Here is a 15334-nt window from a genome sequence, read left to right on the forward strand (position 1 = left end):
AGCTCGCTGCAAAGCGGTGTTTGGCTGATATTTTGAATGGGAGGGGCTCGTTGTTGATTCGGGCCTCTTTTTATGTTGAGGGGACTTTGGGTTATGGCTAAGCGTTCTGGGTCGTATGTCGTTCCTTTCTCGTTTGATTTGCTTTCGTTTGATGAGGCTGTGGGGCTTGCTGCTGATACGGGGCGGATTTCGGGGGATGCTGGGCCTCTGCTTGAGACGGTTGTCGATATGCTCGATGAGCTGGGCCGTCCGGATGAGTATTACGATTGCATTCAGGTTGCCGGTACCAATGGCAAGACTTCGACCACGCGTTTTTCGGCTGCTATCCTTCGTGGTGAGGGGTTAAAGACTGCGCTGTATACGTCGCCGCAGCTTGTGCGCTATCCCGAGCGCATGGAGGTCGACGGGCGCGTCGTGAGCGATGAGGCCTTTGCTCGTGGCGTTTCTGCCGCCGTCGAGGCGGGGCATCGCGTGAATGCCCGTCGTGTGGCGGCGGGGGAGCGCGCCTATACCATCACGCCGTTTGATCTGCTGACGGCTGCTGCTCTTGTGGTGTTTGCCGAGGCCGCGGTGAACGTTGCCGTGCTCGAGGTTGGCATGGGCGGCCGTTGGGACGCCACGAGTGCGACCGATCCCGTCGCCGTTGCCATCACCGGCATCGGGCTCGACCACACGCGTATCCTGGGCGACACGCTCGAGGCCATTGCGGGGGAGAAGGCTGCGGTTATCAAACCCGGGCGCTTGGTTGTTTTGGGCGAGGGCACGCACGAGGCGAGCGTTCAGCGCGTGATGGATGCCCGTTGCCGCGAGTGCGGCAACGTGCCGCTCGTGGTGAGCCACGCCACGACTAAGGTGCCGGCGCATGTGGGCGACACGGTTGAGTTTAGCTGCACCACGCCGCGTGCGATCTATACGACGAGCATGGTGAAGCCGGCATACCAGCCGCAGAATGCCGCGTGCGCGATTATGCTGTGCGAGGGCTATCTGGGCCGTGAGCTTGACCACGATGCGCTTGATGCGTCGCTTATGGGTTGCCCCACACCGGGTCGCTTTGATGTGCTGGGAACTGATCCGCTCAAGCTGATTGACGCCTGCCATAATCCCCAGAGCTGCGAGAACTTTGTGAGCGCGCTGGACGAGATCGATCCGTGCGTGGAGAATCGCCCCACGCTGCTGTGCGCTGCGCTGGCCGACAAGGATGTGGCGGGTATCGTTGACGTTCTGGTTCCGGCGTTCCCCCGCGTGGTCGTGACCCAGACCGATTCCGATCGCGCCCTGCCGGCAGAGGAACTCGCCGCTCTCGTTGATGCCGATAAGCTCGCGGGCGTGTACCCCAGCGTGCCCGAGGCCCTCGCTGCCTTCGATGCCGCGGGCGAGCCCTTCGTAGCAGCCGGCACCATCACCCTAGCCGGCGAAGTAGCCGGCCTGCTCCGTTAACCCATCCTGGAGGGTAGCTAATTTGGGACGGGGCTTTTTTAGCTACCCTACCCGGAGTCTTCGAAGCAGGAAACCACATTTGACATAGGGCAGCAAAAAAGCCCCGTCCCAAATTAGCTACCCAAGTTTCCTCTTCAGTTGGGGATGAGCCTAGTCCAGGCGCATGGCGTCGTGGGGGTAGGCGTTGAGAATCTCGACGCCGTTCTCGGTCACCAGGGCTAGGTCCTCGATGCGAACACCGGTGCGGCCGGGGAGGTAGATGCCCGGCTCGATGGAGAACGTCATGCCCGGCTCTACGACCTGCTCGTTGACCAGCGAGACGTCGCCCGGCTCGTGGTCCTGCAGACCGATCGAGTGGCCCAGGCGATGCGTAAAGTACTTGCCGTAGCCTGCGTCCTCAATCACGTCGCGTGCGGCGCGGTCCAGGTCATACATGCGCACGCCCAGTGCGATGAGCGCCTCGGCGGCCTCGTTGGCACGGCGCACGATGTCGTAGATGCGCGCCGTCTCCTCGTCCGGCTCGCCCCAAAAGAACGTACGCGTCATGTCCGAGCAGTAGTTGCAGCGGCGTCCGCCAATGTCGAACAGCACCACGTCGCCGCGCTTGAGTGCAGTGTCGTCGGGTTCGTGGTGCGGATCGCCGGCGTTGGCGCCAAAGCTCACGATGGGCGGAAAGCTAAAGCCCTCGCAGCCGTGATTGCGGTACAGGCCGAGCATCTGGTCGGCGATTTCGCGCTCCGTCACGCCTTCGTGGACGAGTTTGATGGCATCGGCCATCACGGCGTCGTTGGCGGCCGAGGACACGCGCATGAGCTCCTGCTCGGCGGCATCCTTGTGGGCGCGCGCGGCGGTCACGGCAAAATCACCCAGGAAAAACTCGCTGGCGGCATGGCGCTCCATGAGCGGCATCAAAAAGCCAGAGCGCATGACGGTGTCGATGCCAAGGGGCTTGGTCGGATCGATCTCGCGAGCGATGGCATCGGTCACGATATCGGTATCGGTGTGGTAGGCAACGCGGGCATTGTCATACTCTGGCAGCTGGTGCAGGGCGTTGACTAGGATCACCGGCTCGGCACCGCGCGCGAGCAGCACGCCACAAAAACGCTCGAACATATCGGCATAAAAGCCGGTCAGGTAATAGATCGACCACGGGTCGTTTACGAGCAGCTGTGCGCCGGGGTGCTGCGCTTCGAGTGCATCGAGCACGCACGCCACACGCTGGTCATCGACATGTGCCATGAAACATCCTTTCGCTAGACTGCCACCATGGTATCCCAAGCCCGGCACATAGGGACGTTCCTTTTATGCCGGCACTTCGGGACACTCCTTGGCATGACCAGCCTATCAAGCAGTAAAAGATGTCTAAAGAGGCCCGTCCCAAATGGGCTGGTTTCAAAAGTATGGTGGATTACGGGGCTGGACCTGTATTACTTGACCATGGGAAAAATCGCGAAATTAAAACCGCAGGTAGACGGCTTATCAAAAATCTAAAAGTGTCGGCAAGGATGGGGGTCTCCGAATTAGCCCCGTAATCCGGCATAGTTTTGAAATGGCACTAAAGTAGGCACAATCTAAATACCGATTCCAAGGATAGTTGCGGTGGAATAATTCCTGGATGCCGGGGTTTTGGCGGAAATCAGGAACTATTTCACCGCAATTGAGGAGGGGCGGGGTGGATGGCGGGGTAGCTAAAAGAGCCCCGTCCCAAATTAGCTACTCGATGTCCATGCTGGCGATTAGGTTGATGTTGGTGTCTAGGAGGTTCTCAAGCACGACGTCTCCCATGCGGATGGGGGCGTTGACGACTAGGCCTCGGATGAGATTCATGGCTTGGGCGTGGAGTTCTAGCGTGATGGCTTCGGATGTGCGCACGGGGAGCAGGGCTTCGTCGCTGCCGGAGACGGCCACGGTCGTCGTGAGCACGCGCATAGGGCAGGTGAGCTCCTGATGTGCGAACTTATCTCCGCGCGGGCAGTTGTTGCCGATTACGGAGCGCACTTCCACCACGGCGCCATTGGCGTCGCGCTCCACCTTTACGGTCAGAAGGCATTCGGATGGGCAGGTCGTGCAGTTGAAATGCAGCGTTTCGATCACGTTATCGCTCATAGTCTATGCCTCCTCGACGGGATCGACGGACAGGACTATCTCGTTGGCGCCCAGGTCGAGCGCTTGCTGGATGACTTTCGCCGGTAGTGGGAAACTCTCCATAACGCTCGGCTTAAACGCGCGGACCTTGCCTGCAAGCAGTTCCTCGTCGCCTGCCAGAATACGCACGCGGGCGGTATCGACCGGTCGGCGTACGCGGAAGTTGAGCTTGGTGAATGCCACGGCCGTAATGCGTCCCGGCAGCGCGTATCCCGCAATGCCGGCAGGGGAGACCGTGAGCTCGCAGTCCGGAACGGCGCCCGCGCCGGTTCCCAGCGCGTACGCCGCTGCAGCTGCGCCAGCCCTTTCGGACTCGGTCGTCACGTTGTCGGCCAGGTCGTGCACGTGCAGCACGTTGCCGCACGCAAAGATGCCCGGCACGCCCGTCTGCAGGCTCTGGTCCACCACGGCGCCGCGTGTGCGTGGGTCCAGCTCCACGCCAGCGGCAACCGAAAGCTCGTTCTCGGGAATCAGGCCCACCGAAAGCAGTAACGTGTCGCACGGAACAACGCGCTCGGTCCCCGGAATGGGCGCCAGGCGCTCGTCGACCTGACTCACCTCGACGGCTTCCACGCGATCGTGCCCAATTACACGCGTCACGGTGGTGGACAGGTGCAGCGGAATGCCAAAGTCGTCCAGACAGTTCTTCACATTGCGGCGCAGCCCGTTGGCGTACGGCATGAGCTCGTATACGCCCTCGACCGAAATCCCCTCGAGCGTGCAGCGACGTGCCATGATCAGCCCGATATCGCCCGAACCCAAAATGACGGCGCGCGAGCCGGGCTTGAGGTTCTCGATATTGATGTATCGCTGCGCCAGGCCGGCCGTAAACACGCCGGCGGGTCGGCTACCGGGGATCTTGATCTCGCTGCGGGTGCGCTCGCGGCAACCCATGGCAAGGACGACCGCGCGTCCGGTGAGCCGTAGCATGCCGGCGGGGTTCATGAGCGTGACGGTATGGACCGCGGTGTCTTCCGTAGGCTCGCCCGAATCAATCCAAATCACCATGCTGTTCAGGAACAGCGCGATGTCGGTCGCGCGAACCTGGTCGATAAAGCGCTGCGCGTACTCGGGACCGGTGAGCTCCTGCTTAAAGTGCGAAAGCCCAAAGCCGGGGTGGATGCACTGGCGGAGGATGCCGCCCAGGTGCTGCTCGCGCTCCACGATGGCCACGCGTGCTCCTGCCTTATGCGCGGCCAGCGCGGCCGCCATTCCGGCAGGTCCGCCGCCGATAACGACCACGTCGAAGGCTTGCGTTTGTACGGCTTCTACGACGCCGCAATCAATCGCGCTCGATTTGAATTTCGCCATCCTAGCGCACCCCCTTCAGCGGTCCCTCAACCAGCCAAGATCCGGCGTCCTCCAACAGCACCTCGCTGGGGTCGCAGTCCAGCTCTCGGGCAAGAATCGCCACCACACGGCTCTGGCAAAAACCGCTCTGGCACCGACCCATGCCGGCGCGGCAGCGGCGCTTGACACCCTCGACCGAAACTGCGCCCGGCTGGCGTCGGATCGCGGCCACAATCTCGGCCTCGGGCACCGTCTCGCAGCGGCAGACAATCTGTCCCCACGTGGGATCGGACTCGATGAACTCTTCCTTGCGCGCAAGCGGCGCGTGGTCAAAGTCGTCCGGCGCGCGGCGAATTGGGTTCCAGTCCGTCCGCTCGTGCAGCTCCACGCCCGCCTTGCGCATCACGTGCTCCATGCGCTCGGCAATGGCCGGCGCGCTTGCCACACCCGGCGACTGAATGCCCGCCGCCTGGAAAAGCCCCGGCACCATGGCCGACTGTCCAATAAAGAAGTCGTTCGTTCCCTGAATGACCGGACGCCCGCCGGCAAATGCGCGCACCACGCGGCGCGTATCCAGATCGGGAATCAGCTTGCGCGCTCCCGTCAGCAGCGCGTTCACATCGCTCGCATAGGTCTGCGTGTCGCCCGGCTCACGCACGGCAGCCGTGGCGGTGATCACGGTGTTGCCGTGGACCGTGCCCGTGACGATAACGCCCTTGGACAACGGCGTGGGCACGGGGTAGAGCGGCATAAGCGCACGCGGCTCCTTGTCCAGCACCACGATGTTGCCCTGACGCCAGACCATCTGGAATTCCTCGGCGCCCGCCATATGCGAGATGTCGGCGGCGCCGTTGCCCGCGGCGTTGATCAAGTAGCGGCAGCGCACGTTGCCAGCGGGGGTCGCCAACGTAAAGCGCGAGCCGTCGCCCGAGCCAGCAACCTCAATCGCCTCCACCGGTGCGGAGCGCATAAGTGTCACCCCGTTGGCCACGGCATTCTCCAGCGCGGCGATGGCAACCTCAAACGGGTCGACAAATCCAGTCGAGGGGCACCACAACGCGCACGTTGCATCGGCACTGGCGCGCGGCTCTAATTCGTGGATGCGGTCGGGTCCGATGATCGACAGCTCGGGCACGCCGTTGGCAAGGCCGTTGCACCGCAGCTGCTCCAGATGCGCGCGGTCCTCGTCGTTAAAGCCCAACACCATCGATCCGGTGCGACGGAACAAAAAGCCCAGCTCCTGTGCCCACGTACCGTACAGCTCACAACCACGAGCGTTGACCTGGGCCTTAACCGTGCCCGGCGCCGGATCGTAGCCAGCGTGCACCAGGCCGCCGTTGGCCTTCGACGCGCCCAGCGCAATATCGTTAGCCGCCTCGACCACGCAAATGGACAGGTCATAGCGCGCGAGCTGCCGCGCGATGGCGCATCCGGTGATGCCCGCGCCGACAATCGCGATATCAAACGATTCTGTCACAGTGCCTCCCAGACGAGTTGACAGGCTGTCAATAAGACTATCCTACGGTCTGCACACCCTTAGTGCGGCGGCAATGCGGCGAACAGCCCCGCTGTACCCGCTAACGGCAGACGAGGGGAGACTCAGTAACGTCGATAACCTCGTCTGCCGCCCCTGGCGTCAGAGGTTTGTCTCGTTCTGTAACATCTGGGACTGTTTTTGCCGAGTAACTGTTACAGATTGAGACATTCGGTTCGGACGGTTTCCTTTGTCTCGACCTGTAACAGGTAGACGAGGATTTGGGTTCTAGATGTTACAGATCAAGACAAACCTTCCGGCGGATTTTGAATGTCTCGATTTGTAACAGTAAGAGGGGTTTTGGGGCCCAAGATGTTACAGATTGAGATTGAAGTCGGGGAGGGCCCCCTGTGTCTCGTTCTGTAACACCTAGGCCCGGATTCTGCTCCTAGATGTTACAGATTGAGATGTTTGTGTCCGCGCCAGCCCCGTACCCAGCCGTGGTCCCATATAAACAAACCCCGTGGTAAACTTGACCGAACTGTTAATATTCCGAAAGGTACCCGTAATGTCCAAGTACATCTCCGAGCTCATGTCGCCGCAGCTCATGGGCGTCGTCTATGCCTTCGTTGGCTTTATCATCGCCCTGTATGTGCTGTCGGTCGTCTATGTGTTCATCGACGCTCGCCGCCGCGGCGCCAGCGCCTACGTGGCATGGGGCATCATCGCCCTTATCCCGTTTGTGGGCCTCGTTGCCTACCTGGTCCTGCGCCCGCACTCCTACGCGTCCGACCGCGAGGAGCAGGAGCTGGACATGGCCCTGCGCGAGCGCCAACTTGCCCAGTACGGCACCTGCCCGCAGTGCGGCGCGCCCATCGAGAAGGACTTCGTCGTCTGCCCGGTGTGCGATACCCAGGTTCGCAACGTATGTCCCAGCTGCCATCGCCCGCTCGATGCGCACTGGAAGGTCTGCCCCTACTGCCGAACTCGCATCCAGTAACGCATCCATCGCCGGGCTGGTCGCAAGCCGCAGGCACGCCGCAAGCCACGCGCGTCCCACACCCCGCCCCACACGATGAAGCATGCGTAGAAAATCGCCCGCCGTGCCATTAAGGTGCGGCGGGCGCTTGTATACCAAGGCAACCTGCCTATAATGATGCAAGTCAAAAACGCCGAGCGCATCGCACGCACTTGCATCAGGCATCCGAGAGGAGAAAACATACCCATGAAGGCACTCTACAATGACGGTTCGGTGGCCGAGCTCCCGCAGGACGAGGTCACGCACGTCATCCGCCACTCCGCCGCGCACATCATGGCGCAGGCCATCAAGCGCCTGTACCCCGAGGCCGACTTTGCCTACGGTCCCGCGACCGACAACGGCTTCTACTACGACGTCGACCTGCCCGAGGGCGTCAAGATCAGCGAGGACGACTTCCCCGCGATCGAGGCCGAGATGAAGAAGATCGTCAAGGAGAACCTCAAGTTTTCCGTGTACGAGAAGCCCCGCGCCGAGGCCATCGCCCTTATGGAGGAGCGCGGCGAGAAGTACAAGGTCGAGCACATCGGCGACCTGGACGACGACGCCCGCATCACCTTTTACCAGCAGGGCGACTACATCGACATGTGCGTCGGCCCCCACATCTGCTACACCAAGGCGCTCAAGGCCTTTAAGCTCACCGGCGTCTCGGGCGCCTACTGGAAGGGCGACAAGGACAACAAGATGCTCACCCGCATCAACGGCGTCGCCTTTGCCACCAAGGAAGAGCTCGACGAGCACATGCACATGCTGGAGGAGGCCAAGAAGCGCGACCACCGCAAGATCGGCCGCGAGATGGACCTCTTTATGATGCGCGACGAGGCCCCCGGCTTCCCGTTCTTCCTGCCCAACGGCATGATCCTTAAGAACACGTTGCTGGACTACTGGCGCGAGATCCACCACAAGGCCGGCTACGTGGAGATCTCCACGCCGCTCATCATGAACAAACAGCTGTGGAAGACCTCGGGCCACTGGGACCACTACAAGGACAACATGTACTCCACCGTCATCGATGACGAAGAGTACTGCATTAAGCCCATGAACTGCCCGGGCGGCGTGCTGGTGTACGCCTCCAAGCCGCACTCCTACCGCGAGCTTCCCATCCGCGCCGGCGAGATTGGCTTGGTGCACCGTCACGAGCTCCGCGGCGCCCTGCACGGCCTGTTCCGCGTGCGCTGCTTTAACCAGGACGACGCCCACCTGTTTGTGCGTCCCGACCAGCTGACCGACGAGATCGTGGGTGTGGTCAACCTGATCGACTCCGTGTACCAGAAGTTTGGCTTTAAGTACCACGTTGAGCTTTCCACCCGCCCCGAGGACTCCATGGGTTCGGACGAGGACTGGGCTCGCGCCGAGGAGGGCCTGCGCACCGCTCTGGAGAAGCTGGGGATGGACTACGAGGTCAACGAGGGCGACGGCGCCTTCTATGGTCCCAAGATCGACTTCCACCTGGAGGACTCGCTCGGGCGTACCTGGCAGTGCGGTACCGTGCAGCTCGACTTCCAGATGCCGCTCAACTTTGACCTGGAGTACGTGGACGCCGACGGCACCAAGAAGCGCCCCATCATGCTGCACCGCGTATGCTTTGGCTCCATCGAGCGCTTCATCGGTATTCTGATTGAGCACTTTGCGGGCAAGTTCCCCACTTGGCTGGCTCCCGTGCAGGTCAAGGCACTTCCCGTCTCTGAGAAGAGCCGCGACTACGCTCACGAGGTGTGCGCCAAGCTGGAGGAGGCCGGTATTCGCGTGGTCTGCGACGACCGCGACGAGAAGATCGGCTACAAGATCCGCGAGGCCCGCTCTATCGACCGCGTGCCCTATATGCTCATCCTGGGCGAGAAGGAGGTCGAGGCCGGCAACATCTCCGTTCGCGATCGCTCCAATGAGACCGTTCTGATGAGCGTTGACGAGTTTGTTGCCAAGGTGCTCGAGGAGATCAAGACCCGCGCCTAAGGCAAACTTCACAACAATTAACAAAGGCGACCGTCCACATAGGGCGGTCGCCTTTTTTCATGCCCAAATAAGAAAAGCCGCTGGTTGAGCGGCTTTTTTTGTTGCACAAAAAGGTACAGCTTCCCGGACACCTCCCGCCAGCCCGTCGCCATCTCGCCTTTGTCGTTGAACAGGTACCAGGAGTTGTTTACTTGGCGCCATCCTGTTGCAACCTCGCCGTCATTGACTACGTAGTACCAGATGCCGTCAAGCCGCAGCCAGCCCTTGGCGGCGGGCCTGCCTGTGCTCGTGAGGAGGTGACGCTTCCCGTCGATTGCCTTCCAGCCGGTTGCCATGGTGCCGTCGTCTTCAAAGTAATAACGCGAGCCGTCGATTGTTTGCCAGCCGGTTGCGTAGGTACCGTTAGCGTTGAAGTAATACCAGATACCGTTTTCTAGCAGCCAACCTTTGGTTGTTGTTGACGTATATCTGGCTTCAAAGTCGTATATTGCGCTCCATTTACTGCTGGATTGGGCGGTCACGTTCGAAGTCACAGCTAGCTCAACCTTGGCGCCTTGGACTTTCCACTCCCTCAAATTCATCGCATGCGCAATAATCCCATTCTGAATCCCCGAGATGCTCGGCGGAAACAACTTGTTGTCGGCATCGATGGAAAAGCTCTCTTCCTTGGCATCTAAGTGCTGTTGAATTCGGTCGGCATACTTCTCTGCCCATTCATCGGCTTTGCCATTTCGCACAAAGTAATTGTTGGATAGGTCGGTTGAGCGGTAGGCGTAATCGGCCTTCTGGTAGTTAGCCGTGTGGTCGGAGTGGGCGATTGCCATGAGCTCGTCGGTCAGGCCAAAGTACAGATGGCGCTGGTCCAGATCTCCGTACCAGTTTTCGCTGGTGTCGTCCCAGGTTAGGTCCATCTGACACCATTTGCCGTCGATCTTTACGGCGTTCCAGGTGTGGCCGTTGCCGGTGATGCGGCCGTTGGCGATGCCCGCTGCGTTAAGGAGCTTGGAGTAGATGCGCTGGTAGCTCTCGCAGGTGCCCTGGTGGCGTGTGAGGCCGCTTTCGGCCGAGCACCAGTTGAGGTTGTGGTCGTACTCCAGCTGGTCAAGCGTCCAGTCGTGGAGCCACAGCGCCATGTCGTACTCCGAGCCGTTTGTCTCTTGCCTGCACAGGTCCACGGCGTTGTTGACGATCTGCGTGACGCTTGGGCGGGCGGCGTCGTTGACGGTCACCTCCGCCGTGGTGCGCAGGTAGTAGATCCCCTTGTCGTTTTGGGGGTCGTTTCTGTCGTTGTCCATAAAGTAGAAGTGGATGCGGTACGTGCCCGATGCCGTGAAGTCAAAGGTAAAGTCGTGGCCCGAGGTGCCCAGGATGTAGTAGCTGGCCCATGCCGGGCGCGACGGGTCGCAGACGCTTTCCTGGCTGCCGCCGTCCCAGTAGGTGGGCACGTCCATGCGCGCCTTGGCCTGGGACGAGCCGTTGGTTTGGGTTACGTGGAAGGTCGTTGCGGCGCCCGCGGGGGCATCGTTCCACGAGACGGTGAAGGTGACGCCGTTTTGGGTTGCCGTGGCGGAGTGTGCGTAGTCGGTTTGTGACGTGGTGGAGATTGCCTCGGGTGTGCCGTTGGCTTGGGCGCGGAGGGATGGGGCGGTGGTGCCGGTTGCGGCGGTGGTGCCGTCGGCGCTTTCCGTGTTGACGGCGCTGGTGCCGGTGGATGTTGCGGTGCTGTCTTCTGCGGTATCTGCTGTCGCATTTGTGTTGGTGCCGTCTTCAGCCTTGCCTGCGTCTCTGCTCGTGGCGTCGGCTTGCGCCTGCTGCTCGGCTGTTGCTTGAGGCTGGATGGCTTCCGCGATGGCTGCCATGGGCATCGTCGAGCTGACCATGGACGTGCACGCGATCGCGCAGAGCAGGTAGTAAAGGGGTCGTTTCATAGCGGAGCCTCTCGGTGAGCAGTCAATAGGGTCCGAAGGCAGCTCCAGGCCAGCACTCCGCACATATTTTGTTGGGGATTATTTTACGGGAACCCCAGTCAACAACAGCGAACATTCTGGATTTTGTTGGGGAGGGGAAAATCGTAGTTCGTTGGCGACGTTGTGAGTTGTGCCGTGAGGCTCGAAACAGGTACCTTCCAGGAAAAGTCCGTAAGGCCGTTGCCTATGTCTAGCTCCGCACGCCCGTGCTCTTTGATTTTGCGGTCAGGGTTGTTCTTGTCGGGCCTAAGACGCCATCCGATCGATCGCTTACGTTGGTGCGCTGAATGTAGTTGCCAATTGGCGACTATACGAATATAGTTAGCATCATGCTAACTAAGGGGTGCTCATGAACCGAACCAAGTTTCGGCCGACATATTCTCTAGACGAGGCCAAATCCTTGGCCTGCTCGGGAGAGATGGTTGTAAACGGCAAGGTGCGCAGGCACCTGATCAACCACTATGGCTATTTGGATATTGATCGTTTTCTCGCCGATCTATTTGATTACCTAAAGCCCAGCGATTTCAGGAAATCCATCGCACTCGATATGGATGGGCCTTTGCACGATGTTTACGCAGACGTCTATGTTTGTCGGGATTTTGAATGTGAGGATTGGTACGTTAAGTTTTCAATCGATTCTGAAGGCAAGGCGCATTTAAACGTCTTGTCTGCGAACATCGATGGATATATTCATTAAAGGAGGAGTCATGCGTTGCATGGAATGTGGCAAGGAAATGCAATTTACCACGGCGCCAATGACTGAAATTTACCGTGGCGAGAAAATTACTGTTGAAGGAATTGGGCATTATATTTGTGAGTGCGGCAATGATGAAATGACCGCTGCGGAGGCGACTAAACTCGCCCATGCGCTTGCCGCGCAATACGCCAAGGCTCATGAGCTTCTATCTCCCTCGGAAATAAAGCATTTGCGCTCAGATCTAGGCTTAACTCAGCATGAATTTGAGTCACTTTTAGGAGTTTCAAAACCAACGTCATCTCGATGGGAGAACGGAGCGTCTCAGCAGACTGTTACTGCCAATATCCTTATGAGGCTCATTCGCGATGTTCCCGAGGCGCGCGAATACCTGGGCTTGGCTCTCCATGAGAGGACCGCAACTCTTAGCTCGCCGCTTTTGTCTGTAATACCAGGAGGAAAAGCCCCTGCTTATAGGGATTCTGATCCTTTGGTTGATGAGAATTCCTTCCGATTGGAGATGTAAATGGACTCGTTGAAGAAGCAGCGCATTGAGTCTTCGTCGATTACATGCGTGTCTAAAAAAGTCGATAGGTTTTCATTTGATGGCGGAATGGCCCCGAAGGAGGGAGTTAATAAGTCAGACGGTGAGTTTAACGTTAGAAATGACATAACGAGTGCCTTCTCTGATGAAAACGGAGTTAGATTTCGGCAGCTCAACCTTGTCATAGAGCTCATTCCCAGTGATGAGGGCCACTATTATCGTTCCGAAATATCCGTGTCCGGTATCTATCGTGCTCCGTCTGATTTAGACGATGAGGCATTTGATAGGGAGGCGCTTAGCTTCGGCATGCAAGACCTGTATTCCTTTGCAAAGGGCATCATTGAGAATGTTGCTGCCGGTGGGGTATGGGGGCCGCTTTATCTGCCACAGATCAGCTTTTCTATGTAGCTCGACCTTTGTCCCCAAACCTGAAAAATGATTGACCACAGCCTGACTCTTCCGTAAAGTAACCCTTGATGAGGCCTAGCGACGGTACGTCCGGCTTGGTCCGTGGGAACCGCCGAAAGGCGGTTTTTGCGTTTAAAGAGCCGTTTTCCAAGGGGCGTTCTGTGTATTCTTCGCTTCCGGACGCTTGGTTTTAGCGCGTTTCCAGAAGTGCGGGAAAAATCAGAAACCGCCGAGCACAATCCATTTTTCGGCAACAAAACCGCAGGTCACCGGACCTTAAAATAGGGGCATGGTCGGCAGCCCTCGGATTTCCCCGCACTTTCGGAATCGCCTGCCGGAAGTATGCGGCAAATCCCGAAACCCTCGAGCACACCACCCTTTTCGAACAAAGAAGCCGCAGGTAGAAGCGTTGGTACTTTGTCGTGTGCTCGGCATGTTTGATATTTGCCGCATACTTTCGGATTTGACGTCCGTAGTGTGCTCCGTAAAGACGGGACCTCTGCAAAATAATGGACAAAAGCGAAGGCTTCGTCTCCGTACTAAAACGCCGGCAGAGGCGAAGTTGCTCCTGCCGGCGTTGGCATGTTTGCTTGTGACGTTTATGGCTCGCGAAAGGGGCTCGTTTTGGGCTTTTAAGCCTCCGTCGGCTCCACACCCAGCTCGTTGCGGACGAGTTCGAAGGCCGCGGCGATGGCCTTGTCCATGTCGTAGTACTTGTAGCCGCCCAGGCGACCTGCGAAGACCACGTCGCCCTCCTGTGCCGCCAGCTCCTCGTACTGCCTGTAGAGGGCCTCGTTCCTGGCGTCGTTGATGGGGTAGTAGGGCTCGTCGCCGGGCTTCCAGTCCGCCGGGTACTCGCGCGTGATGACGGTCTTGTCCTGCGTGCCGAACTCGAAGTGCTTGTGCTCGATGACGCGGGTGTAGGGGACCTCGCGCTCGGTGTAGTTGACCACGGCCACGCCCTGGTGGTCGGCCTCGTCGAGCGTCTCGGTCTCGAAGCGCAGGCTGCGGTACTCGAGCGTGCCCAGCCTGAAGTCGTAGAACGCGTCGATGGGGCCGCAGTAGACCGTCCTGGCGGCGATATCGGGCTCGGCGGCGATCAGCTTCATGGGCAAATGGGGGGTGGAGGTGGGCTATGGGTTGGATGGTGGTGTTGTCTACAGGTTATCCTCGGTTATTCTGCAGGGTAAAATTATTTTGAAATAACCGAGTTAATTTGACCTGTGTGCGCCTGATTGTTTGGAGGAAGTTACATCTTGCATCGTTCTATGTTTATTTCTGCTGGAGAGTTTGGTCAGCCCCTCGATAGCTTAGTTATTGCGAGAATGTTTAATTGTATTCAAGGTGACTTGGATGGTTTTATTGCTGCATTGGAAAAGGCGGAATTTGAATGTAGGCTGCCAGCTCTAAGTTCTCTTTGGGCTGATGTCCGCTATGAAAATGCTCAAGAAATATTGCATAACCAGCTTCGTGTTGATGGCATGTACTTGCAGTTTCCTGAATACGTTAGCCTACCTAAGGGGGCTATCGTTTTTCGCGCGCGAAGTGTCTCTTCCTCTCTCGATTATGGAGCTCAGTTTATTGACCAGGGTCAACTGTGGGAGCCACCGAATAATTGTGTGACCAATTTTGGGCGATTAAACAAACCCGGTGAGAGTTATTTATATGTCAATTGCGGTGACCCAGTCACTACGCTTGACGAAGCCAGGGTGAACGTTGGTGACCAATTTGCTTTGATAGCGTATGAGGTCGCTAGCCCTATTAAAGCCATTGGTATTGGTGTTTATATTCCTTCCGAAGTGCGTAGGCTGTTTGAGCAAAGTCCGGCCGCATTCGGACAATACTGCCTGCTGCATGACTATTTGCATCAAGAGTTTTCTTGCCCCTTTGAAGCTCACGGTGAGACTACCTATCAACTGAGCAATGCAATTGTTGATGAGTTTTATTCATACGAACCCTGTGTTGCTTATAGTCCTGTGGGCGGCGGCAGGGGACTTAATCTAAGAATGACTCCGGATGTTGCGCATGGAAATTTGGCAATTCGAGGGGTGTATTTTGGAAGGCGCTCCGCCAATGCACTCAAATCAATGATTGTCGACTATGGGCACTGGCATTATTCCAGCGAAGCTGGACGTTGCCTGTGTCTTGAGCATTCCAAGAACCCTGTTTGTCTTAAACATCTGTTTTTTGCAGATGAGCTTGTCTGTCCGGGAACTGAGCACGAATCGGAGCTGTACTCGTTTTGCGGCTATCGTCTCAACAGACACGGCCATGAACTATTAGCTTTGCGATAGGGGGCATTGCGCGATTTAAATAGGTCAGGTAATTTGAAATTTTGACAGTCTAGGAAACGGGTGATGGAGCCGGCCCCGACATGGTCCGCCGG

General features: G+C 58.4%; 13 protein-coding genes. 7 read left to right on the forward strand and 6 right to left on the reverse strand.

Going from position 1 to position 15334, the window contains the following annotated elements; translation table 11 throughout:
- The first annotated feature begins 93 nt into the window (after positions 1 to 93).
- Complete coding sequence (locus tag DW029_RS07580) at positions 94 to 1437, forward strand: folylpolyglutamate synthase/dihydrofolate synthase family protein (protein ID WP_118345687.1); 1344 nt, start codon at positions 94 to 96, stop codon at positions 1435 to 1437.
- A 150-nt stretch (positions 1438 to 1587) separates the two neighbouring features.
- Here DW029_RS07580 and DW029_RS07585 read toward each other — a convergent pair whose 3' ends face one another.
- The 4 genes from DW029_RS07585 to DW029_RS07600 all read right to left on the reverse strand — a co-directional run bounded on the left by DW029_RS07585 (position 1588) and on the right by DW029_RS07600 (position 6349).
- Positions 1588 to 2676 (reverse strand): Xaa-Pro peptidase family protein, encoded by a 1089-nt coding sequence (locus tag DW029_RS07585; protein WP_199582605.1) that lies wholly within the window; start codon positions 2674 to 2676, stop codon positions 1588 to 1590.
- 474 nt (positions 2677 to 3150) lie between these two features.
- Positions 3151 to 3543, reverse strand: a complete 393-nt coding sequence (locus DW029_RS07590; protein WP_118345688.1) for a DUF1667 domain-containing protein — start codon at positions 3541 to 3543, stop codon at positions 3151 to 3153.
- Positions 3544 to 3546: 3 nt separating this feature from the next.
- On the reverse strand, positions 3547 to 4893 hold the full coding sequence (locus DW029_RS07595) for an NAD(P)/FAD-dependent oxidoreductase (protein ID WP_118345689.1): 1347 nt from the start codon (positions 4891 to 4893) through the stop codon (positions 3547 to 3549).
- Between the two features lies 1 nt (position 4894).
- Entirely contained in the window at positions 4895 to 6349 is a 1455-nt protein-coding gene (locus DW029_RS07600) for an NAD(P)/FAD-dependent oxidoreductase (protein ID WP_118345690.1), read from the reverse strand.
- Between the two features lie 565 nt (positions 6350 to 6914).
- On the opposite strand from DW029_RS07600, the gene DW029_RS07605 reads away from it, so the two are divergent.
- Together DW029_RS07605 and thrS are read left to right on the forward strand one after the other, a co-directional pair.
- On the forward strand, positions 6915 to 7346 hold the full coding sequence (locus tag DW029_RS07605; protein WP_118345691.1) for a zinc ribbon domain-containing protein: 432 nt from the start codon (positions 6915 to 6917) through the stop codon (positions 7344 to 7346).
- Between the two features lie 225 nt (positions 7347 to 7571).
- Entirely contained in the window at positions 7572 to 9335 is a 1764-nt protein-coding gene (gene thrS / locus DW029_RS07610) for a threonine--tRNA ligase (protein WP_118345692.1), read from the forward strand.
- A gap of 17 nt (positions 9336 to 9352) precedes the next feature.
- Here the strand turns inward: thrS and DW029_RS07615 are convergent, their stop codons facing one another.
- Positions 9353 to 11263 carry a transglutaminase domain-containing protein gene (locus DW029_RS07615; protein WP_118345693.1) on the reverse strand — a complete coding sequence of 637 codons (1911 nt, stop codon included), beginning with the start codon at positions 11261 to 11263 and terminating at the stop codon, positions 9353 to 9355.
- A gap of 388 nt (positions 11264 to 11651) precedes the next feature.
- Between DW029_RS07615 and DW029_RS07620 the strand changes: the two genes are divergently transcribed.
- Genes DW029_RS07620 through DW029_RS07630 form a run of 3 tightly spaced genes read left to right on the forward strand, consistent with a single transcriptional unit; the run spans position 11652 to position 12948 of the window.
- On the forward strand, positions 11652 to 11999 hold the full coding sequence (locus tag DW029_RS07620; protein ID WP_118345694.1) for a type II toxin-antitoxin system MqsR family toxin: 348 nt from the start codon (positions 11652 to 11654) through the stop codon (positions 11997 to 11999).
- Positions 12000 to 12009: 10 nt separating this feature from the next.
- A complete protein-coding gene (locus DW029_RS07625; protein WP_158572638.1) occupies positions 12010 to 12522 on the forward strand; it encodes a type II TA system antitoxin MqsA family protein in 513 nt (170 codons plus the stop codon).
- Complete coding sequence (locus DW029_RS07630; protein ID WP_118345696.1) at positions 12523 to 12948, forward strand: hypothetical protein; 426 nt, start codon at positions 12523 to 12525, stop codon at positions 12946 to 12948.
- Between the two features lie 632 nt (positions 12949 to 13580).
- On the opposite strand, the gene DW029_RS07635 is transcribed toward DW029_RS07630, so the two are convergent.
- The gene (locus DW029_RS07635) at positions 13581 to 14057 is read right to left on the reverse strand and encodes a UDP-galactopyranose mutase (RefSeq protein WP_199582608.1); all 477 of its coding nucleotides are present in this window, start codon (positions 14055 to 14057) and stop codon (positions 13581 to 13583) included.
- 147 nt (positions 14058 to 14204) lie between these two features.
- Between DW029_RS07635 and DW029_RS11175 the strand changes: the two genes are divergently transcribed.
- Positions 14205 to 15242 carry a hypothetical protein gene (locus DW029_RS11175; RefSeq protein WP_147351887.1) on the forward strand — a complete coding sequence of 346 codons (1038 nt, stop codon included), beginning with the start codon at positions 14205 to 14207 and terminating at the stop codon, positions 15240 to 15242.
- Positions 15243 to 15334: the final 92 nt, after the last annotated feature.

Origin of the sequence: Collinsella sp. AF38-3AC, assembly GCF_003474365.1 — a bacterium.
Taxonomy (GTDB): domain Bacteria; phylum Actinomycetota; class Coriobacteriia; order Coriobacteriales; family Coriobacteriaceae; genus Collinsella.

What these genes read in the sequence shown, in the direction of transcription:
- DW029_RS07580 (WP_118345687.1), top strand. Translation starts at nt 94, where the DNA reads ATGGCTAAGCGTTCTGGGTCGTATGTCGTTCCTTTCTCGTTTGATTTG.
- DW029_RS07585 (WP_199582605.1), bottom strand. Translation starts at nt 2,676, where the DNA reads ATGGCACATGTCGATGACCAGCGTGTGGCGTGCGTGCTCGATGCACTC.
- DW029_RS07590 (WP_118345688.1), bottom strand. Translation starts at nt 3,543, where the DNA reads ATGAGCGATAACGTGATCGAAACGCTGCATTTCAACTGCACGACCTGC.
- DW029_RS07595 (WP_118345689.1), bottom strand. Translation starts at nt 4,893, where the DNA reads ATGGCGAAATTCAAATCGAGCGCGATTGATTGCGGCGTCGTAGAAGCC.
- DW029_RS07605 (WP_118345691.1), top strand. Translation starts at nt 6,915, where the DNA reads ATGTCCAAGTACATCTCCGAGCTCATGTCGCCGCAGCTCATGGGCGTC.
- thrS (WP_118345692.1), top strand. Translation starts at nt 7,572, where the DNA reads ATGAAGGCACTCTACAATGACGGTTCGGTGGCCGAGCTCCCGCAGGAC.
- DW029_RS07615 (WP_118345693.1), bottom strand. Translation starts at nt 11,263, where the DNA reads ATGAAACGACCCCTTTACTACCTGCTCTGCGCGATCGCGTGCACGTCC.
- DW029_RS07620 (WP_118345694.1), top strand. Translation starts at nt 11,652, where the DNA reads ATGAACCGAACCAAGTTTCGGCCGACATATTCTCTAGACGAGGCCAAA.
- DW029_RS07625 (WP_158572638.1), top strand. Translation starts at nt 12,010, where the DNA reads ATGCGTTGCATGGAATGTGGCAAGGAAATGCAATTTACCACGGCGCCA.
- DW029_RS07630 (WP_118345696.1), top strand. Translation starts at nt 12,523, where the DNA reads ATGGACTCGTTGAAGAAGCAGCGCATTGAGTCTTCGTCGATTACATGC.
- DW029_RS07635 (WP_199582608.1), bottom strand. Translation starts at nt 14,057, where the DNA reads ATGAAGCTGATCGCCGCCGAGCCCGATATCGCCGCCAGGACGGTCTAC.